Origin of the sequence: Pseudomonas sp. St316 (assembly GCF_018325905.1) — a bacterium.
Taxonomy (GTDB): Bacteria; Pseudomonadota; Gammaproteobacteria; order Pseudomonadales; family Pseudomonadaceae; genus Aquipseudomonas.
Window position 1 is genome coordinate 372,911 of the sequence record NZ_AP021901.1, and the last position, 23,042, is coordinate 395,952.

Annotated in this window: 21 protein-coding genes; 5 read left to right on the forward strand and 16 right to left on the reverse strand. The window is 60.8% G+C overall.

What is annotated here, in order from left to right; translation table 11 throughout:
- Positions 1-62: 62 nt before the first annotated feature.
- Complete coding sequence (locus KI237_RS01570; protein WP_212798510.1) at positions 63-728, reverse strand: fumarylacetoacetate hydrolase family protein; 666 nt, start codon at positions 726-728, stop codon at positions 63-65.
- Positions 729-770: 42 nt separating this feature from the next.
- Positions 771-2,165: a D-2-hydroxyglutarate dehydrogenase gene (locus tag KI237_RS01575; protein WP_212798511.1), complete on the reverse strand. Its 1,395-nt coding sequence runs from the start codon at positions 2,163-2,165 to the stop codon at positions 771-773.
- Between the two features lie 203 nt (positions 2,166-2,368).
- Between KI237_RS01575 and serA the strand changes: the two genes are divergently transcribed.
- A complete protein-coding gene (serA, locus tag KI237_RS01580) occupies positions 2,369-3,598 on the forward strand; it encodes a phosphoglycerate dehydrogenase (protein ID WP_003186856.1) in 1,230 nt (409 codons plus the stop codon).
- 196 nt (positions 3,599-3,794) lie between these two features.
- Here the strand turns inward: serA and KI237_RS01585 are convergent, their stop codons facing one another.
- Complete coding sequence (locus KI237_RS01585; RefSeq protein ID WP_212798512.1) at positions 3,795-4,220, reverse strand: DUF4399 domain-containing protein; 426 nt, start codon at positions 4,218-4,220, stop codon at positions 3,795-3,797.
- A gap of 133 nt (positions 4,221-4,353) precedes the next feature.
- On the opposite strand from KI237_RS01585, the gene KI237_RS01590 reads away from it, so the two are divergent.
- A complete protein-coding gene (locus KI237_RS01590; protein WP_212798513.1) occupies positions 4,354-4,920 on the forward strand; it encodes a transporter substrate-binding domain-containing protein in 567 nt (188 codons plus the stop codon).
- Between the two features lie 160 nt (positions 4,921-5,080).
- Here KI237_RS01590 and KI237_RS01595 read toward each other — a convergent pair whose 3' ends face one another.
- The 12 genes from KI237_RS01595 to KI237_RS01650 form a co-directional block, all read right to left on the reverse strand.
- Complete coding sequence (locus KI237_RS01595) at positions 5,081-5,710, reverse strand: class I SAM-dependent methyltransferase (protein ID WP_212798514.1); 630 nt, start codon at positions 5,708-5,710, stop codon at positions 5,081-5,083.
- 168 nt (positions 5,711-5,878) lie between these two features.
- On the reverse strand, positions 5,879-6,523 hold the full coding sequence (locus KI237_RS01600; protein ID WP_025211262.1) for a methionine ABC transporter permease: 645 nt from the start codon (positions 6,521-6,523) through the stop codon (positions 5,879-5,881).
- A complete protein-coding gene (locus KI237_RS01605; protein WP_212798515.1) occupies positions 6,513-7,637 on the reverse strand; it encodes a methionine ABC transporter ATP-binding protein in 1,125 nt (374 codons plus the stop codon). The genes KI237_RS01600 and KI237_RS01605 overlap by 11 nt, the downstream gene beginning before the upstream one ends.
- A gap of 1 nt (position 7,638) precedes the next feature.
- Positions 7,639-8,448: a MetQ/NlpA family ABC transporter substrate-binding protein gene (locus KI237_RS01610; RefSeq protein WP_212798516.1), complete on the reverse strand. Its 810-nt coding sequence runs from the start codon at positions 8,446-8,448 to the stop codon at positions 7,639-7,641.
- 164 nt (positions 8,449-8,612) lie between these two features.
- Positions 8,613-9,971 (reverse strand): LLM class flavin-dependent oxidoreductase, encoded by a 1,359-nt coding sequence (locus tag KI237_RS01615; protein ID WP_212798517.1) that lies wholly within the window; start codon positions 9,969-9,971, stop codon positions 8,613-8,615.
- Positions 9,971-11,164, reverse strand: coding sequence for an SfnB family sulfur acquisition oxidoreductase (locus KI237_RS01620; RefSeq protein WP_212798518.1), 1,194 nt, complete (start codon positions 11,162-11,164; stop codon positions 9,971-9,973). Before KI237_RS01620 ends, KI237_RS01615 begins: the two co-directional genes overlap by 1 nt.
- Positions 11,165-11,187: 23 nt before the next feature.
- Positions 11,188-12,429, reverse strand: a complete 1,242-nt coding sequence (locus tag KI237_RS01625) for an SfnB family sulfur acquisition oxidoreductase (protein WP_212798519.1) — start codon at positions 12,427-12,429, stop codon at positions 11,188-11,190.
- Positions 12,430-12,694: 265 nt separating this feature from the next.
- The gene (locus KI237_RS01630) at positions 12,695-13,462 is read right to left on the reverse strand and encodes a hypothetical protein (RefSeq protein ID WP_212798520.1); all 768 of its coding nucleotides are present in this window, start codon (positions 13,460-13,462) and stop codon (positions 12,695-12,697) included.
- Positions 13,463-13,956: 494 nt separating this feature from the next.
- The gene (tcyN, locus tag KI237_RS01635; protein WP_212798521.1) at positions 13,957-14,718 is read right to left on the reverse strand and encodes an L-cystine ABC transporter ATP-binding protein TcyN; all 762 of its coding nucleotides are present in this window, start codon (positions 14,716-14,718) and stop codon (positions 13,957-13,959) included.
- Positions 14,719-14,721: 3 nt separating this feature from the next.
- Positions 14,722-15,387 carry a cystine ABC transporter permease gene (gene tcyL / locus KI237_RS01640; RefSeq protein WP_212798522.1) on the reverse strand — a complete coding sequence of 222 codons (666 nt, stop codon included), beginning with the start codon at positions 15,385-15,387 and terminating at the stop codon, positions 14,722-14,724.
- On the reverse strand, positions 15,387-16,181 hold the full coding sequence (gene tcyJ, locus KI237_RS01645; RefSeq protein WP_212798523.1) for a cystine ABC transporter substrate-binding protein: 795 nt from the start codon (positions 16,179-16,181) through the stop codon (positions 15,387-15,389). Before tcyJ ends, tcyL begins: the two co-directional genes overlap by 1 nt.
- Before the next feature lie 300 nt (positions 16,182-16,481).
- Positions 16,482-17,480 carry a D-cysteine desulfhydrase gene (locus KI237_RS01650; protein WP_212798524.1) on the reverse strand — a complete coding sequence of 333 codons (999 nt, stop codon included), beginning with the start codon at positions 17,478-17,480 and terminating at the stop codon, positions 16,482-16,484.
- Positions 17,481-17,907: 427 nt separating this feature from the next.
- Here KI237_RS01650 and betT point away from each other — a divergent pair, with 427 nt between their 5' ends.
- Positions 17,908-19,869: a choline transporter BetT gene (betT, locus tag KI237_RS01655; protein ID WP_212800533.1), complete on the forward strand. Its 1,962-nt coding sequence runs from the start codon at positions 17,908-17,910 to the stop codon at positions 19,867-19,869.
- 126 nt (positions 19,870-19,995) lie between these two features.
- Here betT and KI237_RS01660 read toward each other — a convergent pair whose 3' ends face one another.
- Complete coding sequence (locus KI237_RS01660; RefSeq protein ID WP_212798525.1) at positions 19,996-20,736, reverse strand: SDR family oxidoreductase; 741 nt, start codon at positions 20,734-20,736, stop codon at positions 19,996-19,998.
- A 116-nt stretch (positions 20,737-20,852) separates the two neighbouring features.
- On the opposite strand from KI237_RS01660, the gene KI237_RS01665 reads away from it, so the two are divergent.
- Positions 20,853-21,743: a LysR family transcriptional regulator gene (locus KI237_RS01665; RefSeq protein ID WP_212798526.1), complete on the forward strand. Its 891-nt coding sequence runs from the start codon at positions 20,853-20,855 to the stop codon at positions 21,741-21,743.
- A gap of 190 nt (positions 21,744-21,933) precedes the next feature.
- Positions 21,934-22,971: an L-glyceraldehyde 3-phosphate reductase gene (mgrA, locus tag KI237_RS01670; protein WP_212798527.1), complete on the forward strand. Its 1,038-nt coding sequence runs from the start codon at positions 21,934-21,936 to the stop codon at positions 22,969-22,971.
- Positions 22,972-23,042 lie beyond the last annotated feature (71 nt).

Below are 23,042 nucleotides of genomic sequence, written 5' to 3' on the forward strand. Positions count from 1 at the left end.
ATGTTGGATGTGATGGCCTCATCGCGAGCAAGCTCGCTCCCACAGGGGAACAGGTTTAACCGTTAGCGAACGCTGCTGTCGAAGCGGCTCGCTCCCGGCAACTCCAGGATCAGTTCATCCCCTGCATTCAACGGCCCGACGCCCGCCGGGGTGCCGGTGAGGATCACGTCGCCGGCCTGCAGCGAGAAGCAGCCGGCCATGTATTGGATCATCGGCACGATGGGGTTGAGCATCAGGCTGCTGTTGCCGTCCTGGCGCACCTCACCGTTGATGGTCAGGCGAACGGGGATGTCGGTCAGGTCGGCAAAGGTGCCGCTCGACACGAACGGGGCGAGCACCGCCGCGCCGTCGAAGGATTTGGCAACCTCCCAGGGCAGGCCCTTGGCCTTGAGCTCGGCCTGCTTGTCCCGCAGGGTCAGGTCCAGGGCCGGGGCGAAGCCGGAGATGGCGTCCAGCACTTCCTCGGCGCTTGGGCGTGGCGACAGCGGCTTGCCGATCAGCACGGCGATTTCCGCCTCGTAATGCACCGAGCCGCGGTCGGCAGGAATGCTGAAACCGCCTTCCAGTGGCACCACGCAACTGCCCGGCTTGATGAACAGCAAGGGTTCGGTGGGCACCGGGTTATCCAGTTCCTTTGCATGTTCGGCGTAGTTGCGGCCAATGCACACCACTTTCCCGACCGGGAAATGAATACGTGTACCGTCGACATACTGGTGCTGATAGCTCATTACCGACTCCTGCTTCTGGGATTCATCAGGTGTTTTTAGGCGTCAAATCGCGAAAATCTTGCCCGGGTTCATGATGCCGTTCGGGTCGAATACCGCCTTCACCGCTTTCATGTACTCGATTTCCACTGGCGAACGACTATAGGTCAGGTAGTCGCGCTTGGTCATGCCCACGCCGTGCTCGGCGGAAATCGAGCCGTTGTACTTCTCGACGGTTTCAAAGACCCATTTGTTCACGGTCGCGCATTTGGCGAAGAACTCATCCTTGCTCAGGTTTTCCGGCTTGAGGATGTTCAGGTGCAGGTTGCCGTCGCCGATGTGGCCGAACCAGACGATTTCGAAATCCGGGTAGTGTTCGCCGACGATCGCGTCGATCTCCCGCAAGAAACCCGGAACCTTGGAGACGGTCACCGAGATGTCGTTTTTGTACGGCGTCCAGTGCGAGATGGTTTCGGAGATGTATTCGCGCAGCTTCCACAGGTTCTGCAGCTGGGTTTCGCTCTGGCTCATCACGCCGTCCAGCACCCAGCCTTGTTCCACGCAATGCTCGAAGGTTTCCAGGGCGTGATTGGCGACTTCTTCAGTGGTGGCTTCGAATTCCAGCAGGGCGTAGAACGGGCACTCGGTTTCGAACGGTGCCGGCACGTCGCCGCGACCGAGGACCTTGGCCAGGGCCTTGTCGGAGAAAAATTCGAAGGCGGTCAGGTCCAGCTTGCCCTGGAAGGCGTGCAGCACCGGCATGATCGAATCGAAATCCGCCGTGCCGAGCACCATGGCGGTAAGATTTTTCGGCGCACGGTCCAGGCGCATGGTGGCCTCGACCACGAAGCCCAGGGTGCCCTCGGCGCCGATGAACAGCTGCCGCAAGTCGTAGCCGGTGGCGTTCTTGATCAGGTCCTTGTTCAGCTCCAGCAGGTCACCCTTGCCGGTGACGACCTTCATGCCCGCCACCCAGTTGCGGGTCATGCCGTAGCGAATGACCTTGATTCCGCCGGCATTGGTGCCGATATTGCCGCCAATCTGGCTTGAGCCTGCCGAAGCGAAGTCTACCGGGTAGTACAGGCCATGTTCTTCGGCCTTGTTCTGCAGTTGTTCGGTGACCACGCCAGGCTGGCAGACCGCGGTGCGGTCGGTGAGGTTCACGTTGAGCACCTGGTTCATGTAGTCGAACGACACGACCACTTCGCCGTTGGCCGCCACGGCTGCGGCGGAAAGCCCGGTACGTCCGCCCGATGGCACCAGCGCGATTTTGTGCGCGTTGGCCCAGCGCACGATGGCCTGGACCTGTTCGGTGGTCTTGGGAAAGACGATGGCCGAAGGCGCAGGGGCAAAATGCTTGGTCCAGTCCTTGCCATAAGCGTTCAGGGAGTCGGCATCGGTCAGGACCTTGCCAGGCTCAACCAGGGTCTTCAGCTCATCTATTACGGCAGGATGGGTCATCGATAGAACTCTCGAACATTTCATGGTCATCCTGAGGACGCTTCACGTCGCAGAATGAGTGTTTGGAGGTCGCATATGCTAGCATACCGGCCCCGCAGCGTAGTGCCCAACGGCTGTTCTGCGGCGACGGCTGTCACGCCGGTCGGGCCAGCATGCGCTGTCCGATTCCCTGCCATTTTTCTCCGGGACACAGGTTTACGCAGATGAGCAAGACTTCTCTCGATAAGAGCAAGATCAAGTTCCTTCTTCTCGAAGGCGTCCACCAATCGGCTGTCGACGTCCTCAAGTCGGCGGGCTACACCAGCATCGAGTACATCACCAGTTCTCTGCCGGAAGCCCAGCTCAAGGAAAAGATCGCCGATGCTCACTTCATCGGTATTCGCTCCCGTACCCAATTGACCGAAGAAATCTTCGACCACGCCAAGAAACTGGTCGCGGTCGGCTGCTTCTGCATCGGTACCAACCAGGTTGACCTCAACGCGGCGCGCGAGCGCGGTATCGCGGTGTTCAACGCGCCGTACTCCAATACCCGTTCCGTTGCCGAACTGGTGCTGGCCGAAGCGATCCTGCTGCTGCGCGGCATCCCTGAGAAGAACGCTTCCTGCCACCGTGGTGGCTGGATCAAAAGTGCGGCCAACTCCTTTGAAATCCGCGGCAAGAAGCTGGGTATCGTGGGCTACGGCTCGATCGGCACCCAGTTGTCGGTACTGGCTGAAGGCCTTGGCATGCAGGTGTTCTTCTATGACACCGTGACCAAGCTGCCGCTGGGCAACGCTACCCAGGTCAACAACCTGCACGAGTTGCTGGGCATGTCCGACATCGTGACCCTGCACGTGCCGGAAACCGCTGCCACCCAGTGGATGATCGGTGAGAAGGAAATCCGTGCCATCAAGAAGGGCGGGATCCTGATCAACGCCGCTCGCGGCACCGTGGTCAAGCTCGACGCCCTGGCCGACGCGATCAAGGACAAGCACCTGATCGGCGCCGCCATCGATGTGTTCCCGGTGGAGCCACGCTCCAACGACGACATCTTCGAAAGCCCGCTGCGTGGCCTGGACAACGTGATCCTGACGCCGCACATCGGCGGTTCCACCGCTGAAGCCCAGGCCAACATCGGTCTGGAAGTGGCGGAAAAGCTGGTCAAGTACAGCGACAACGGTACTTCGGTATCGTCCGTGAACTTCCCGGAAGTGGCCCTGCCGGCACACCCTGGCAAGCACCGTTTGCTGCACATCCACGAAAACATCCCGGGTGTGATGAGCGAGATCAACAAGGTCTTCGCCGAAAACGGCATCAACATTTCCGGTCAGTTCCTGCAGACCAACGAGAAAGTCGGCTACGTGGTGATCGACGTCGACGCCGAATACTCGGACCTGGCGCAAGAGAAGCTGCAGCACATCAACGGCACCATTCGTTGCCGCGTGTTGTTCTAAGCAGATCTGGCCGGCAAAAAAAACGGGAGCCTCGCAAGGGGCTCCCGTTTTTTTATGACACACACAACCTGGAAACTCCGTGGGAGCGAGCTTGCTCGCGATGGCGGCATGTCAGCCAATATTAACGTGTCGGACAGACTGCCATCGCGAGCAAGCTCGCTCCCACAGGGGCTGCGTTGGGCCAACCGATAGGCTGTTACTTCACGTCCACGGTGATTTTCTCGGACACGATCGACGGATCGAACGGCATGTGGCCGCTGTCACCCAGGATCAATTGCAAGGTGTGCTTGCCCGGGGCCAGTTTGATGGTGGCCTGGGTTTGTGCCTTGCCGAAGTGCATGTGGTTGGCGTCGTTTGGAATCGGAGCGCCGGCGGCGGGCAGTTTGTCGACATCGATGAGCAAATGGTGATGGCCAGTATTTTTGGTCACATCGCCGGCCGGGGCCAGGGCGATATCCTTGACGCCGAACTTGACCGTGAATTCCTGGGCGACGGTGGCGCCGTCTGCCGGGGAAACGATGAACACTTCTGCACCTTTGGGCGCCGGGGTCGCGGCGCTTGCCAGCATCGAAGCACCCAGCAACAGGCCGGCCAACGTGGCACGAGACATAAAGCTTTTCATTTTTTTCTCCAGTTTTTCCATGAAATCCGCTCGGCCATGACAACTTCATGACCAATCGTTGTCGAAGCCTGCTACAACCATAGCAAAGCGAGCCTGAAACGAGCGCCGCTTGTATAAATACAAAGGAGTGACCATGCGCTTTCTGCCTGGCCTGATTTGCCTGCTACCCCTTTTGAGTCCCCTGGCTCATGCCGAACTGATCGATGACATCAATGACCGTGGCGAACTGCGCATTGCCCTCGAGGCCAATACCGCGCCCTTCAACTTCAAGGAAGACGGCAAACTCACCGGTTTCGAAGTGGAACTGGGCGAAATGCTTGCCAGTGAGCTCGATGTACGCCCCGACTTCGTGGTCACCGATGCCGGTGACCTGCTGAGCGGGGTGGAGAGCGGCAAGTACGACGTCGCCATCAACCACATAGCAATGACCCCGGAACTGGCGGAACGTTTCGACCTCAGCACTGCTTACAGCCATCCGGATGCGCAACTGCTGGCGAGCAAGGATCAGACGCAACGTCCGTTGGTCATGGCGCAGTCGTTCCAGCCGGAAGAAAAGAGCGTCCCGGCGCCGAGCCTGGTGATTCCGTTCCAGAAGGGTAATCCGGCGTTCAAGGCAAGCCTGGACAATGCCCTGACACGTATCAAGGAGGATGGAAGGCTGGAGCGGTTGTCGCAGAAGTGGTTGAAAAAACAGGAGTGAAGCTTCCAGGCGATGAGGCCAAACCATCGAGCTTCATTGATTGTTGCACCGCTATCGCGAGCAAGCTCGCTCCCACACTTGATCAGTTGTGAACTCATAGTCTATGAGCACCGCCGTTCCAATGTGGGAGCGAGCTTGCTCGCGATGGCGCCTTCAAATCCTAAGCAGGTCTTCGCCAGACACTCGCCAACCAAGGCTGTTGCTCCCGGGGCAGTCCAGCCGGTCGGTAGTAATGCTCCAGTTCCACGAAGCCTGCGTCGCCGAGCAGCGTGCGCCAGGCCGCAAGGTCGTGGTAGGCGCCGAAGCGTTGGCCGTTCCAGCCCTCCTGGTTTTCGCCTCGAGGGTTTGAGCTGAACAGCACACCGCCGGGCTTGAGCGTGGCGTGCAGTTGCTTGAGCACCCGAGGCAGTTCCTGGACGGGCACATGAAACAGCACCGCGTTGGCGAAAATCCCGTCAAAGCGCTCGGCCGGCAGGTCGAGCGCCAGGAAGTCCTGTTGCCACACTTCGCAACCGCTGTCCTGGCGCGCCATCCGGGCAAATTCCGCCGAGCCGTCGAGACCGACCGCGACGTGGCCCAGGCGGGTGAACGTGCGCAAGTCGCGCCCCGGGCCGCAGCCAAAATCCAGGATGTGCAGCGGTGCCTGGCCCTGGATATGGCGCAGCAAGGCGTCGATGTTCTGGCTGACATCGTGATCGCGGGTGCCTTCGCGAAAGCTTTCTGCCACGGCGTTGTAATGGCCCAAGGTCGTGGCAGTGATGGCGTGCAGGTCTTCGGTGGTGTGCTTCATGATCGGGGGCTTGAGTGGGGAGCGTCAGGTGACTATACCGCAAGCCCGTTGGTCTGCCTGTGGGAGCAAAGCTTGCTCGCGATTGCGGTCGTCCAGTTGGCATCCATGTTGGATGGAGTAATGCTATCGCGAGCAAGCTTTGCTCCCACAGGTCAACTTTTCCCATGGTCAGCGTTTATTCAAGCCGCGCGCCAGGCGGTCGCCGCCCAACTGGATCACCGCCACCAACGCCACCAGCAATACGATCACCGTGAGCATGATCTGGCTGTCGAAGCGTTGGTAGCCATAGCGGTAGGCGATGTCGCCCAGGCCGCCGGCGCCTATCGCTCCGGCCATGGCCGAAGAGTTGATCATGGTCACCAAGGTGATGGTAAAGCCGCCGACGATGCCCGGTAACGCTTCGGGCAGCAACACATGCCAGACAATGTGCCAGCGCCGGCAACCCATGGCCTGGGCCGCTTCGATCAGGCCATGGTCGACTTCCCGCAGGCTGACTTCGGCGATGCGGGCGAAGAACGGCGTGGCGGCGATGGTCAGCGGTACGACGGCGGCCCACACGCCATACGTAGTGCCGACGATCAGCCGGGTGAACGGAATCAGCGCCACCATCAGAATCAGGAACGGTATCGAGCGGAACAGGTTCACGAACGCGCCCAGGGCCCGGTTCAGGGCTGGCGCTTCATAGATCCCGCCCTTGCCGCTGGTGACCAGGATCACTGCCAGCGGTATGCCCGCCAACAACGCAATCAACGATGACACGCCGACCATCAGGAAGGTGTCGATGAACCCCTGCAACAACCGATCAAACCACATAACCCAGCACCTCCACCCGTTGCGCCCAATTGCCCGCCCGTTGCCGCAGTTCCTCGGCGCCCCACGACGAACCGCTCACGGCCAGCAGCAGTTGCCCCAGCCCGTGGCCCTGAATCCGTTCGATGCCACCGTGCAGCAATCGCACCCGCCCGCCGAGGGCACTGAACAAGGCGGCAAGATCCGGTTCCTCACGATCGATGCCGGTGAATTGCAGACGCAGCACGGTCGCCGCGTCCGCCGACGCCGGTTGCACCTGCAAGCGGCTTTGCAGCTCCTGCGGTATGGCGTGTTGCAACGGCGCCAGCAGCGTCCGGCTGACCTCGTGTTGCGGGTTGCCGAAGACCTCCCAGACTGGCCCCTGCTCGACGATTCGCCCTTGCTCGAGCACGACCACTCGGTCGCAGACTTCGCGAATCACCGCCATCTCGTGGGTGATCAGCACGATGGTCAGGCCCAGCCGCTGGTTGATCTCGTGCAGCAGGCCGAGGATCGATTGAGTGGTCTCCGGGTCCAGGGCCGAGGTGGCCTCGTCGCACAGCAGGATCTGCGGGTCATGCACCAGCGCCCGGGCAATCCCCACCCGCTGTTTCTGCCCGCCGGAAAGCTGCGCGGGATAGGCCTTGTGCTTGCCTTGCAGGCCGACCAGTTCCAGCAACTCGCGGACTTTGCGCTGGCGCTGTTCCTTGGGCACGCCGGCGACTTTCAGCGGCAGCTCAACGTTCTGCCACACGGTCTTGGCCGACATCAGGTTGAAGTGCTGGAAGATCATGCCGATGCGCCGACGCAGTTCCACCAGGCGGTCTTCATCGAACTCGCCGATATCTATCTGATCGATCAACACCCGGCCACTGCTGGGTTGTTCGAGGCGGTTGATGGTGCGGATCAGCGACGACTTGCCGGCGCCGCTGCGGCCGATGATGCCGAACACCTCGCCGCGCTGGATCGCCAGGTCGATGCCTTGCAGCGCGGCCACCGGACCTTGGGCACCGTTGTAGGTCTTGCCCAGGCCGATGAAGCGCACATGGGCACGGTTGAGCAGCGGATGCAGTTCGGTCTGCTCGGCGCTCTGGAGCGTGGGGGCTTGGTGTCGGAGTCGAGGGTTGACGGCGTTCATGTCAGCTTTCCCAGCCGGCTTGGTAGAGCTTGCCGTGGGCCTTGTCCAGGGCGGCGCGCACGGCTGGCGAATGCTGGTAGATGTCGACGAACTTGATCAGCCGCGGGTCGTTCTTGCTCTTGGGCTGGATCACGAACTGAATCACGTACTCCTTGTGATCGAGGCCGTCGAACAGCAAGGCAGAGCTGGCATCGAAGGTCTTGGCCAGGCGGATGTAGGCGGGATAACCCTGCACCAGGTCGGCGTCTTCATAAGCGCGCACCAACTGCACGGCTTCGACCTGCAGGATCTTGAGCTTCTTCGGGTTGGCGACGATGTCGTCTTCGGTGGCCTTGTAGCCGACACCCGGCTTGAGGCTGATCAGCCCGGCCTTGGCCAACAGTTGCAGGCCGCGCCCGCTGTTGATCGGGTCGTTGGCAATGGCGACGCTGGCACCTTCTGGCAGTTCGTCGAAGCTTTTGTATTTTTTCGAATAGAGGCCGACGTTATTGATGATTCCTGGCGCAAACGGCACCAGGTCGAATCCGGCGGCGGCCTTGGCATTTTCCAGGAACGGGATGTGCTGGAAGTAATTCACATCGATATCACCGGAGGCCAGGCTGACGTTGGGCGCGATCCAGTCGCTGAACTCTACCAGCTCGACTTTCAGGCCTTGTTTGCCGGCTTCTTCGACGGCGGCCTCCAGGGGAATGGCGAACGCGGCGGTTGTGCCGATTTTCAACGGTGCATCAGCAGCGAACAGCGCCGAGCTGAAGAGGCCGAGGGTCAGGGCCAGTGCTTTGACTGGCAGGGTCAGGCGTTGCTTGGTCATGTCGGATATTCCAGTCATTTCAGGGGGGCGGTGCATATTTTTGTGGCGAACAGCGCTATGTGGGAGCAAGGCTTGCCCGCGATGAAGTTGATGCGGTCTCTCAAAAACCGAGGTGTCTGCATCGCGAGCAAGCTTTGCTCCCACAGTGCCTTGCTCCCACAGGGTCAGTGCCGGTAGGTCGAGCCAGTGTGTTGTCCGGGTAGATGGGCCCCCGCGTGAAACAGTTTCTCGCGCAGGGTGCCGTTGTCGTATTCGGTCTTGTACGAGCCGCGTCGCTGCAACTCGGGAATCACCAGGTCGATGAAGTCCACGTAGCTTTGCGGCGTGACGATGCGGGTCAGGTTGAAACCATCGAGGCCGGTTTCGGCGATCCACGACTCCAGCTCGTCGGCCACCTGTTCGGGCGAGCCGACCACCGTGATGTAACGACCGCCCAGGGCGTGTTGCTCGAGCAATTTGCGCCGGGTCCAGTCGTTGTTCTGCAAGGTCTTGGTGGCGGACTGGATGGCGTTGCTCTTGACGTACTGGATCGGTTCGTCCAGCTCGTACTGGGAAAAATCGATCCCTGTCGACGCGGAAAAATGCGCCACACCGGCCTCTGCGCTGGCGTAGCTCAGGTACTCGGCATGCTTGGCCCAGGCGGCCGCTTCGGTTTCGCCGACGATTACGTTCAGGCCCATGAACACCTTGATGTCCTCGGGATTACGCCCGGCCCGGGTGGCACTGGCACGCACCTTGTCCACCTGGACCTTGGTCGCCGGTTTGTTCTGGCCGCTGATGAACACACACTCGGCATGCCGTCCGGCGAACAGCAGGCCGCGCTCGGAACTGCCGGCCTGGAACAGCACCGGCGTGCGCTGGGGTGAGGGTTCGCACAGGTGATAGCCCTCGACCTGGTAGAACTCGCCCTGGTGCCGGACCTTGTGCACTTTCTCCGGGCGGGCATAAATCCGCTGCTCGCGGTCGTTGAGCACCGCGTCGTTTTCCCAGCTGCCTTCCCACAATTTGTAAAGCACTTGCAGGTACTCATCGGCCTGGTCATAGCGGCGGTCATGCTCGACCTGCGCCGTCAGGCCCATGGCCTTGGCGGCGCTGTCCAGGTAGCCGGTGACGATGTTCCAGCCGACCCGACCACGACTCAGGTGGTCGAGGGTGCTCATGCGTCGGGCGAACAGGTAGGGCGGTTCGTAGGTCAGGTTGGCGGTGAGGCCGAAGCCGAGGTTTTTCGTCACGGCGGCCATCGCAGAAACCAGCAACAACGGGTCGTTGACCGGCAGCTGGATCGACTCTTTGAGCGTGACGTCCACCGACTGCTGGTACACGTCATAGACACCGACGATGTCGGCGATGAACAGCCCGTCGAACAGCCCGCGTTCGAGCAATTGCGCCAGGGCAGTCCAGTATTCGATCGTGTTGAACTGGGTCGATGTGTCCTGGGGGTGGGTCCACAAGCCGTGATTGATGTGCCCGATGCAGTTCATGTTGAACGCGTTGAGCAGGATTTTTTTCTTGCCGTCCGCCATCAGATAGTCCCCCGCAGCGGCGGTTTTTCATCGTTGAGGTAGAAGTTGCCCACCGCGTGGTATTTCCAGCGCACCGGGTCATGCAGGGTGTGCACCCGAGCGTTGCGCCAGTGGCGGTCGAGGCCATGTTCGGCCAGGGTCGCCTGGCTGCCGGCCAATTCGAACAGCGTGCTGCTGGCGGCCAGGGAAATTTCGGTGCTGATGGCACGGGCTTCGGCCACGGCAATCGAGGCAGCGGCGACCGTGTCGGCCCGGGTGTCGGCCTGGGCTCGGTCGAGAAACTCACCGGCGCGCTCCAACAGGGCTTCGGCGGCATGCAGGCGGATGCTCAGTTGGCCGAAACTCTTGAGGGTGTGCGGGTCTTCGGTGGCGACGTCGCTGGTGGCGTCGATCCAGGGGCGGGTTTTATTGCGGACAAAATGCAGGGCGTCCTCATAGGCGGCGCGGGCGATGCCGGTGTCGATGGCGGCGTGAAGAATCTGCGCCAGCGGCCCTACCGGTGTGGGGCGTTCGAAGGCGCTCTGGAAGGGCACGATGTCTGCGGCGGCGACATACACGTCTTCGAACACCACCGAACCACTGCCAGTGGTGCGCTGGCCAAAACCGCTCCAATCGTCGATCACCGTCAGGCCCTGGCTGTTGCGAGGAACGAACGCCAGTTGTTGCACGCCGTTTTCGTCCACCACCGATGTGGGGATGCGTTGGGCGTAGATCGCGCCCGTGGCGTAGAACTTGCGACCGTTGATGCGATAGCCCTCGCCGTCGCGGCGCAGTTGGGTGATGCGGTCATGGGCCGTCTTGGTGCCAAGTTCGGCCAGGGCGTTACCAAAGCGTTGGCCGGCGAGCACTTCGGCGTACAGGCGTTGTTGTTGCGCTTTAGTGCCGTTTACCCGCAGCACTTCCAAGGCGTAGAAATGATTTTGCGGAATCTGCCCCAGCGAGCCGTCGGCCTGAGAAATCAGCGCGATGACTTTGGCCAGGGTGACGTTGGAAACACCGGCACCGCCATAGGCCTTGGGCACGCTGATACCCCACAGGCCCGAGCGGGAGAAGGCCTCCAGTTCCGGGTACGGCAAGCGGCGCTCGCGGTCGCGCAGGGCGCTGTCACGCTTGAAGTCATCGGCCAGGTCGCTGGCCACGATCAGGGCTTGTTCATCGCTGGTGATCACCGCGACGTGTTGAGAAAACGTCATGTGCTGCTCCAGAGGTCGGGTCGTCAGATCCAGGAATGGCGGGCCGGCAAGGTGCCGTTCAGGTGGTAGGCGCCTACCGCGTGATACTTCCAGCGCACCGGGTCGTGCAGGGTGTGGACCCGTGCGTTGCGCCAGTGGCGATCGAGGTTGAATTCGGCGAGGGTGGCGCGGCTGCCGGCCAGTTCGAAGAGTTTTTCGCTGGCTTGCAGGGCGATTTCGGTGGTGAGCACTTTGGCCTCGGCCACGGCAATCGAGGCGCGGGCAGCCGATTGCGCCGTGATGGGGGCGGCACTGACCTGGTCCAACACTTGTCCGGCCTTGCGCAGCAAGGCTTCGGCGGCGTGCAGTTCGATTTTCAGTTTGCCAATGTCGGCGATCACGTAGAGGTCATCACTGGCCCGCTCGACCTTGGCGTCGATCCAGGGCCGGGCCCGTTCACGGACGAAGGCGATGGCGTCGTCAATGGCGCCACGGGCGATGCCCGCATCGATGGCGGCCTGGATCAGTTGGGAAATCGCGCCTTGCACGCCGGGTGTTTCGTTGATGCGCCAGTTATCCAGAACCAACTCGGCATCCACGCGTACATTGTTCAGCAGCACCGTGCCGCTGGCCGTGGTGCGCTGGCCGAACCCCGACCAGTCGTCGACGATCCGCAGGCCCGGTGTGCCGCGCCGCACGAACGCCAGCACCTGGCGGCCTTCCTCATTCAACGCCTTGACCGCTACCCAATGGGCAAACAGTGCGCCGGTGGAATAGAACTTCTGGCCATTGATGACGAAGCCGTCACCGTCGGCGGTGATCCGTGCCTTCAGCTCAAGGGTATTGCGAACACCCCGTTCCGGCCCGGCGTTACCGATGCGCCAACCTTCGAGGACGCTCTGCAGAAGAATTTTCTTCTGCCGTTCGGTGCCCGTGCCGAGTATCAGCTGGAGAATGCCAAACTGGTTTTGCGGGATCTGCCCTAGGGCCGGGTCAGCGGCGCTAATGATTGCGAACACGTCGGCCAGGGTGACGAACGAAACCTGTGGGCCGCCGTATGCCCGGGGAATGGCGATGCTGCCCAGTCCGCTGCGGGTAAATTGCTCAATTTCTGCCCAGGGCAGCTTGCGTTGCTGGTCACGACGCGCGGCCTGCTGACGAGCGACCTGCGCCAGTTCATGGGCAGCTTTGATGGCCTCGGCATCGTTGCGCAACACCTGTGCGGGCAACAACAGCGGTGCGATGTCCTGGTCGCTCTGGACCTTTGCTTGCGCCAAATCCGACATTACAGCCACTCCGTGGCTGCGGGCAGTGCCGGGGCATACTGCACTGGGGTGATTGTGTTGCGTTCCATACCCACCTCACATCTCAAGAAACGCCGCGATGAATGCGGCGAGCGAAAATCAAGAATGTCCGGTGGTCCGGTTCATATACCCTAAGCGTGTATAAATTTTTTTTAAACTAACTTTTAGGAATATTAATAGAGAGCTTTTGTCGAGTGATGTTGTGGCGAGGGGATAAATCCCCTCGCCACGCTGCTTGCTCAGGGATTCACGTTCGGCGGTGCGGCTCGGCGACCATAGCGGCGTTTTTCGTCGGGTTTTTCAGATAGGGATTGGCGCAACCGATCTTCAACGTCAGTGGCGGTGCCCAGTGGGAGTTGTTGCCCACACGGTCGAGGATGCAGTAGGTCACTTCCAGGCGCAGGTCTTCTCCTGCCTCCAGGATGATCTGCGGCGCAACCCAGATATTGATCGGTTGGCCGACCTCACTGGCGGTGACGGCAGGCAGGTCCATGCGTACATCGCCCCAGCGCAGGGTCACGGCATCGCCGGCGGCCATGTTCAGGTAGGGTTCGATGGTCAGCGGTACGCCGCGCTTGATCTGGTTGGGGTTCACCCCTTGGCGTCGGATAGTGCCGGGAATGCGCACTGGCGCCAGGCCTTGGTTTTCATCGCCGCTCAGGGCCACCGGTTGGCCGCCGGGACAATCGAGCTTCACCTGCATCCGTTGCTTGGCTGACAGCGCCGGCCCGCGTCCAACCTGCATCACCCGGTAATGGATACGCGAGGTGCCGTTGACGATAAAGCTCTCCGGGACCCGCATCGTGATGTTGCCCGGTACATCTGCCGGCGACAGCACGCGCGAGCCGACATAGCAGTTGTCCCAGAACAGTTCGATCAGGTCACCTGCGTCCATACCAGGGTAGGGCGCGATGGCAACCTCCAGGTGAGCGGCGTTGGCGATATTGATGCCAGTAGGGTGGGCATTGACCAGGGTGGGGGCGGCCAACTCGGGACTCTTCGACTTACATGTCATGGTGTTCTCCTTGATGCTTGAAAACTAAGTCCGTTTCGGAAAGTTCAACGGCAATGGTGGATCGCGACATGGTTTATTTGCGCAGCCCTATAGGCTGTCTGCGCTTAGTCGATGCGCAAACTAATCAATGTGCGTTGCCTGTTGGGCACTAGATAAGGGCTCTCTAGTTTCGGTGTCAATAGAGCCGTTTGCCTAATAACTCATTATGAAAGGCTTCAGAAACATCCTACATGCGCCTGTTAAGAATGCTTGGCTTCAAAGGCCATTTTCCCAGGCTTGCCGGTTTTCGAAATAGGTCTTGAACGAGGTCTGGAAACTAGGTGGCGGGAGGCTTGGGCGCAAGGGAAGTGTTACGAGAGGTATGTATATGCTGTTGCATGTATAAGATGAGTGGGACGGAAGTTGCAAGTTGTGACGTCTTTGTAGCGCCTGTGATAACGCCGTATTAATTATGTAGCAGCCTCACTTCCATCCCTGGAAGTGATGATGCTGATTTACTGGTTGCCGTGTCCGGCGGACAGGAACTTGCTGAGGAACTGTCGAGTGCGTTCTTCCTTGGGCGCTGCAAACAAGGCCTTGGCTTCGCCTTGTTCGACGATCACGCCTTTGTCGAAAAACACCACGCGGTTGGCCACGTCCCGGGCGAAGCCCATTTCGTGGGTCACGATGACCATGGTGCGTTTTTCTTCAGCCAGGCCGCGAATGGTTGCCAGTACTTCACCCACCAGTTCCGGATCGAGGGCCGAGGTCGGCTCGTCGAACAGGATCACCGCCGGTTCCATCGCCAACGCCCGGGCAATCGCCACGCGCTGTTGCTGGCCGCCAGAAAGACGCCGTGGGTAGGCGTCCTCCTTGCCCGCCAGCCCGACCTTGGCCAAGAGCTTGCGTCCCAGGGCTTCGGCTTCGGCGCGGGGAATTTTCTTCACCACCTGCGGGCCTTCAGTGACATTTTCCAATGCTGTGCGATGGGGAAACAGGTTGAAGTTCTGGAACACGAAGCCCACCTGCTGGCGCAAACGGCGCACCAGGCCCTGTTGTTGGTTCAGCGGGCGACTGCCATCGATCTCGATGTCGCCGACCTTGATCCGACCGCTGGTAGGCTCTTCGAGGAAATTCAAGCAGCGCAGGAAAGTGGTCTTGCCCGAGCCGCTGGGGCCGATGATCGCAACCACTTCGCCTTCTTCGATCTTCAGGTCGATGCCGTTGAGCACCACCTGCCCCTTGAACTGCTTTGTCAGTTTTTCCACGACAATCATGGGTCAGGACTCCTGGTCATGGCGATTGACCCGGGCTTCCAGGACGTTCTGCAGGTGCGAGAGCACGCTGGCCAGAATCCAATAGATCAGCGCGGCGGCCAGGTACATGGTGAAGATTTCGAAGGTTCGCGCGGTGATCAACTGCGCCTGGCGGAACAGCTCCGGCACCTGGATGGTCGCCGCCAGCGCGGTGTCCTTGACCAGGGAAATGAAGCTGTTGCCCAACGGTGGCAGGGCCGTGCGTGCGGCTTGCGGCAGGATGGCCCGGCGCAGTGTCTGGGCGCGGGTCATGCCGATGCTTGCCGCCGCTTCCCACTGGCCGCGCTCGATGGAGCTGATGGCGGCCCGCAGGATTTCACACGCGTAGGCGGCCATGTTCAGTGAGAAACCGATCAGGGCCGCCGGTAGCGGATCCAGCTCTATGCCCAGTTGCGGCAACCCGTAATAGATCACGAACAACTGCACCAGCAACGGCGTGCCGCGAAAGAACGACACGTAGATGCGGGCGATCCAGTTCACCAGTTTGAAGCGCGACAGGCGCATCAGCGCCAGGCCGAACCCCAGCAGCAAGCCGAAAAACATGCCGCCCAGGCTGAGGAAGACCGTGTAGTACGCGCCCTTGAGCAAGAAGGGCGCGGAGTCCAGCGCGAGTTGAAAAGCCGCTTCCATTATTTCGTGACGTCAGCGTTGAAGTACTTCTGCGAGATCTTGGCGAGGGTGCCGTCGGCGCGCAATTTGTCGATGGCCTTGTTGATCGCGTCCAGCAACTCTGGCTCGCCTTTGCGTAGGGCGATGCCGGCTTCCTGGCGAGAAAACGCTTCGCCGGCGGCCGTGGTGTCCTTGGCTTTCTTGGCATATTCCAGCGCCGCGAGGCGGTCGATCAGGATGGCATCGATGCGGCCAACGCGCAGGTCCTGGAACTTGGTCGGATCATCTTCATAGGTACGCACGTCAGCGCCAGGCACGTTGGCTTTGACCCACTGTTCATAGTTAGTGCCCAGGCCTACACCGACCTTCTTGCCAGCCAGGTCGGCGGCAGTCTTGATGGTGTCCTGATTCTTGGTCAGCACCAGCGCCTGGATCCCGGAAACGGTGTAGGGCTGGGAGAAGTCGTATTTCTTCTTGCGCTCTTCGGAGATGGTTACCTGGTTGACCACCGCGTCCAGACGCTTGGATTCCAGTGCCGCGAGGATCCCGTCCCATTTGGTCGGCTGCAGCTTGACCTTCACCCCCAGTTCCTTGGCCAGGGCTTCGGAAAACTCCACTTCAAAACCGGCCAGCTTGCCGTCGGCGTCGACGAAACTGAACGGTGGGTAAGTGCCTTCCAGGCCGACGTTGATCACGCCTGCGTCCTTGATTTTTTGCAGCTGCTCACCGGCAACTGCTTGCCCCAACAGCCCGGCGCTCAATGCCAGGCCCAGCGAACCTACCAACAGGTTGCGACGTAATGCGGAGAAATTCATGACAAGCCCCTGTGCTTTCTTATGAAGAGGTTATTTTGGCTGAGATAAGGCGTAGCCGCGATCCGAAAAGATTGCCACATCCTGCCTTAAAGCAGCTCGGGCGTCTCGCGGCAAATGCGCCTGCGGCGAGACTATAAGATGGCTTTTATAGATTGGAAAATAATATTAAATCAATCGCATATGTCTATTTGGAATGAGTATTTGTGGGAGCGAGCTTGCTCGCGATCGCGGTGGATCAGCCGAAATGTATGGAGCTGACATACCGCTATCGCGAGCAAGCTCGCCCCACCGAAGTCTCCACTACGCCGGGAATGCCGTGCTATAGGCAAACAATGCCGGTGCACCGCCGGTATGCAGGAAGATGATCGGGCCGTCGTCGAAGCGGTCGCGGCCAAGGCCGTCGAGCAGGCCGGCCATGGCCTTGCCGGTGTAGACCGGATCGAGCAACAGGCCTTCCTGGCTGGCCAGCAGCTTGACCGCCGCCAGGGTTCCGGCGTTTGGCTCACCGTAGCGGGGCGCGAAGTACTCGTCCCACAGATTGACCTTGAAAGCCCCGGGAAGGGCCACGTCCAGCAACTGGGCGGTGCGTTCGGCCAGGCCCTGGACCTTCGGAAACTGGTCTTCCTCGCTGCGCGAAACCGTGACGCCGATGACAGGCAGCGCCGGCAGGGCTTCGCTCAGCGCCAGCGCCAGGCCGCTGTGGGTGCCGGCACTGCCCGAGGCCAGTACCACGGCGGCGAATTCAATCCCGGTGTCCTTGATCTGCTCGGCCAGTTCCAGGCCGGCGCGCACATAACCCAGCGCGCCTAAGGCGTTTGAACCACCAATCGGCACCAGGTAGGGATTTTTCCCGTTGGCGCGCAGGCGACCGGCCAGGGCCTGTAGCTGCTCATCGGCGTTGTCCAGGTTGTCCACCAACTCGACCTTGGCGTCGAACAATTCCAACAGCAGGCGGTTGCCGTTGCCCAGGTAATTGCTGTCTTCAGTGCCGATGGGGTTTTCCAGCAAGGCCACGCAACCCAGGCCCAGCTTCGCGGCCAGCGCGGCAGTCTGGCGTACATGGTTGGACTGGATCGCCCCGGCGGTGATGAGGGTATCGGCGCCTTGGGCGATGGCATCAAAGGCCAGGTATTCGAGCTTGCGCAGTTTGTTGCCGCCCAAGGCCAGGGGTGTCAGGTCGTCGCGCTTGATATAGATGTCCCGGTCGAGCCAGGTGGAGAGGCGCTCGAGTTTTTCCAGCGGTGTCGGATGGCCGAGCAGGTCGAGACGGTTAAAGCGAGACAGCTGTTGTTTGATCATGAGTCCGTACTGGTTGTAGGCGATGTCTGGACTATAGGCATGCGGATATACACCGGCAACCGGCATGTGGGAGCGAGCTTGCTCGCGATAGCGGCGTGACAGTCGATGAAGATGTTGGATGGCGGATAGCTATCGCGAGCAAGCTCGTTCCCACGGGGGCTTGGCGCCAGTGAACGAATGCTCTACTGGCAACGTCATACCCTCTCGTAGGCTAGTGTAGGAAGCGTGCCGTCGAGCCCTGCGATTAGTCCTTAGCTACCTATTTATGTTTAACTTGAACGTTCATTCAAGTTAAACCGTCGGTTTGCTGCCCGCTCACAACAGGAGGCTTGCCTTTGCCGAGTCCGTTTTCGATCACCATCCTTTCGCTTTCCGGAGTGCACCGCCCATGAGTGCCTCGTCCCTTCCACCCAGCGGCCTGGTCCGCATGAACCCGCCGGTCTTTTACTTCGCCGCGACCTTTATCCTGCTGTTCGGCCTGGTGGTGATTGCCATGCCCGCGCAGGCCGGCGCCTGGTTGCTGGCCGCGCAGAACTGGGCGGCCAATACGGTTGGCTGGTACTACATGCTGGCGATGACGTTGTATCTGGTCTTCGTGGTGGTCACCGCCTTGTCCGGCTACGGCAAGATCAAGCTCGGTGCCGACCACGACGAGCCCGAATTCAGTTATCTGTCCTGGGCCGGCATGCTGTTCGCCGCCGGCATCAGCATCACGCTGTTTTTCTTCTGCGTGTCCGAGCCGCTGACCCACATGGTCCAGCCGCCCCAGGGCGAGGCCGGTACCGCCGAGGCCGCGCGCCAGGCCATGCAGATCCTGTTCTTGCACTGGGGTCTGCACGGCTGGGGCGTTTTCGCGTTCGTCGGCATGGCCCTGGCGTACTTTGCCTACCGGCACAATTTGCCGCTGGCCCTGCGTTCGGCGTTGTATCCGCTGATTGGCAAGCGCATCAACGGCCCCATCGGCTACGCCGTGGACGGCTTCGGCATTATCGCCACGGTGTTCGGCCTGGGTGCGGACATGGGCTTTGGTGTGCTGCACCTCAATTCCGGGCTCGACTACTTGTTCGGCATCGCCCACACCCAGTGGATTCAGGTTGGCCTGATCGTGCTGATGATGGGGGCGGCGATCATTGTGGCGGTGGCCGGTGTCGACAAAGGTGTGCGGGTCATGTCCGACATCAACATGCTGCTGGCCTGCGCGTTGTTGCTGTTCGTGCTGTTCGCCGGGCCCACCCAGCATTTGCTCAACACCTTGATCCAGAACATCGGCGATTACCTCGGCGCCCTGCCGATGAAGAGCTTTGACCTGTACGCCTACAACGAACCTAGCGACTGGCTGGGCGGCTGGACGGTGTTTTACTGGGCCTGGTGGATCGCGTGGTCGCCGTTCGTGGGGCTGTTCATCGCACGGATTTCCCGTGGGCGCACCATCCGTGAATTCGTCTTTGGCGTGCTGCTAATTCCCCTGGGTTTCACCCTGGCGTGGATGTCGATCTTCGGCAACAGCGCCATCGACCAGGTGTTGAACCACGGCATGACTGCCCTGGGCATGTCGGCCCTGGAAAACCCGTCGATGAGCCTTTACCTGCTGCTGGAAACCTACCCCTGGAGCAAGACCGTCATCGCGGTCACCGTGTTTATCAGTTTCGTGTTCTTCGTCACGTCCGCCGACTCAGGCACCGTGGTGCTGTCGACGTTGTCGGCCAAGGGCGGCAACCCCGATGAGGACGGGCCGAAATGGCTGCGGGTGTTCTGGGGCGCAATGACGGCCTTGGTGACCAGTGCGTTGCTGTTCTCCGGCAGCATCGATGCCTTGAAGTCGGCGGTGGTGCTGACGTCCTTGCCGTTTTCATTGATTCTGCTGCTGATGATGTGGGGCCTGCACAAAGCGTTCTACCTGGAGTCCCAGAAGCAGATCGCGCAATTGCACTCCCTGGCGCCGGTGTCGGGCTCACGTCGGGGCACGGGCGGCTGGCGCCAACGCTTGAGCCAGGCGGTGCATTTTCCATCCCGTGATGAGGTGTACCGTTTCCTCGACACCACGGTGCGCCCGGCCATTGAAGAAGTGACGGCAGTGTTCGTCGAAAAGGGCCTGACGGTGGTGACCCAACCCGATCCGGCCAACGACAGCGTCAGCCTGGAGATCGGCCACGGCGAGCAGCATCCGTTCATCTACCAGGTGCAGATGCGCGGTTACTTCACACCGTCCTTCGCCCGCGGCGGCATGGGCTCCAAGGAGCTCAACAACCGTCGTTACTACCGTGCCGAGGTGCACTTGAGCGAAGGCAGCCAGGATTACGACCTGGTGGGCTACACCAAGGAGCAAGTCATCAACGACATCCTCGACCAGTACGAGCGACACCTGCAGTTCCTGCATTTGGTGCGCTGACCGAGGCCTGATTTCATCTGCGTCGGCCCCATCGCGAGCAAGCTCGCTCCCACAAGGGAATCACTTAACCCTGTGGGAGCGAGCTTGCTCGCGATGGCGGCGTGGCTGGCGATAGAGAGCACAGTCTCAGACAAGACCGCCGTTGGCCCGCAGGATCTGCCCGTTCACCCAGCCAGCGGCGGGGCTCACCAGGAACGCGATGATGCTGGCAATGTCTTGCGGCTGGCCGAGGCGTTCCAGGGGCGGCATCTTGGCGTAGTGCTGCACCTGTTCCTCACTCTTGCCGTGCATGAAGAGCTCGGTGGCGACGGGGCCGGGGGCCACGGCATTGACCGTGATCTGGCGACCGCGCAGTTCCTTGGCGAACACCTGGGTCAGGGATTCCACCGCGGCCTTGCTGGCGATGTACACCGAGTAGCCGGGCAGGTTGAGGCCCACGGTGCTGCTGGAAAAATTCACGATCCGGCCACCGTCGTTCAGGCGGGTCGCGGCTTCGCGCAGGGTATTGAAGGTGCCGCGGGTGTTGACGGCGAACGTCTGGTCGAACAGCTCGTCGCTGTGCTGCGCCAGAGGCATCACCTGGAGGATGCCGGCGTTGTTGATCAACACATCGACCTTGCCCAGCTGCGCTTCGGTTTCATCGAACATCCGACGAACATCGGTGGCAGAGGACACGTCCGCCTTCACCGCTATGGCTTGGTGGCCGGCCTGGCGCAATTGCACCACCAACTTGGACGCCTCACTGGCGCTGTTGGCGTAGTTGATGACGACGGCGAAACCTTCGCTGGCCAGTTGCTTGGCGATTTCGGCGCCGATGCCGCGGGAAGCACCTGTGATGATGGCAACTTTGGACGTTTGAGTCGGCATGCTTGAGTCCTCTTGAATGGGGTAGGGCCAGGTTCACATGTTTACTCTTGGCGATAAATGCCGGAAAGTTGCCTTGACTGTTCAGTATTTCCCAACAATGAGAACGCAGGATTCAGATGGACCAAGTCAAGGCAATGAGGGTGTTTGTCCGCATCTACGAGCGCAGCAGCTTCACCCTGGCCGCTGAAGACTTGAACATGCCCCGGGCCACGCTGACCCATACGCTCAACCAATTCGAAGCCTGGCTGGGCGTGCGTTTGCTGGAGCGCAGCACCCGCAAGGTGCGCCCGACGCTCGACGGCGAAGCCTATTACCCGCGTTGCGTGCAATTGCTCGCGGAGCTGGAGGAAGCCGAGCTGGCGTTTCGCGGCGTGGCGCCCAAAGGCAAGTTAAGGGTGGACTTGCACGGAACCCAGGCACGGTATTTCGTGATTCCGGCGTTGCCGCAATTCATGGCCCGCTATCCCGAAATAGAACTGTTCATCAGCGAGGCCGATCGTTTCGTCGATCTGATTGCCGAAGGCGTCGATTGCGTGCTGCGCTCCGGTGAGCTGGCGGATTCGTCATTGATCGGTCGGCGTGTCGCCAATCTTCGGCAGATTACCTGTGCCAGTCCCGGTTATTTGCGCCAGTACGGTGAGCCGAAATGCCTCGATGACTTGAAGCATCACAAGGCGGTGAATTACGTCTCGCGGACCACCGCCAAACTGTACCCGTTTCAGTTCATGGTCGATGGCGAGCTCACGGAGGTACCGATCGGAGGCTCGCTGTCGGTGTCCGGCGCCGAAATCTATGCCGCCTCGGCCATCGCCGGCCTGGGCCTGATCCAATGCCCGCATTACCGGATGCAAGAGCCGATCCGGCAGGGCCTCATGCAGGAAATCCTCACCACCACCCCACCACCGTCCATGCCGGTGTCGGTGCTCTATCCGCACAACCGACTCATGTCGCCGCGGGTGCGCGTGTTCGTGGATTGGGTGGCGCAGGTATTTGCGCAGGCGCGTTGACTGGCCACGCTGGAACCCCTTGTGGGAGCGAGCCTGCTCGCGAAAGCGCGATGCCAGTCACTGAAAGTCTGCAGTCCCCCCGCATTCGCGAGCAGGCTCGCTCCCACAGGGATTGGCGAACTTTCAGCCTGACCGAGGCGTCTGTGAAATGTTAGCTTCTGCCACCTGCGTCTGAACAGAGAGCCTTTCGATGACCTACACCGCTGCCGAAAATCGCTACGAGTCCATGCCTTACCGCCGCGTCGGTCGCAGCGGGTTGGTGCTGCCAGCGCTGTCGCTGGGGTTGTGGCACAACTTTGGCGACAGCACGCCCATCGACACCCAGCGCGCCTTGCTGCGCACGGCGTTCGACCTGGGCATCAACCACTTCGACCTGGCGAACAACTACGGCCCGCCCTACGGCAGCGCCGAGATCAATTTTGGCCGGTTGCTGCGCGAAGATTTCAAGCAGTACCGCGATGAGTTGATCATCTCCAGCAAGGCCGGTTGGGACATGTGGCCGGGTCCTTACGGCCAGGGCGGTGGCTCGCGCAAATACGTGCTCGCCAGCCTCGACCAAAGCCTGCAACGCCTGGGGCTGGACTATGTGGATATCTTCTATTCCCACCGCTTTGACCCCGACACCCCATTGGAAGAAACCGCCAGCGCACTGGCCACTGCCGTACAGCAGGGCAAGGCGCTGTACATCGGCATTTCCTCGTATTCCGGGGTGAAGACCCGGGAAATGGCGGCGCTGCTCAAAGAGTGGAAAATCCCGCTGCTGATTCACCAGCCGGCCTACAACTTGCTCAACCGCTGGGTGGAAAAGGACCTGCTGGACGCCACCGACGAACTGGGTACCGGTGTAATCGCTTTCACGCCACTGGCCCAGGGCCTGTTGACCGACAAGTACCTCAAGGGTATTCCGGCCGATGCGCGGGTCAACCGTCCGGGCGGTGGTTCCTTGCAGGCTTCGCACCTGTCGGAGGAAAACATCGCCCATGTACGTGCCCTCAATGAGATCGCCCAGCGGCGCGGCCAAAGCCTGGCGCAAATGGCCTTGGCCTGGACCCTGCGCGATCCCCGCGTGACCAGCGCACTGATCGGCGCCAGCCGGCCGGAGCAAATCATCGAGAACGTCGGGGCACTGAAGAACCTGAGCTTCACTGCGGAAGAACTGGCGCAGATCGATCGGTTTGCCCAGGAAGGCGGGATCAATCTGTGGGAGAAACCGTCATCAGCCGAGTAAACAGACCCCGTGGCGAGGGAGCTTGCTCCCGCTTGGCTGCGCAGCAGCCATAAGCAATAGGCCTGCTGCGC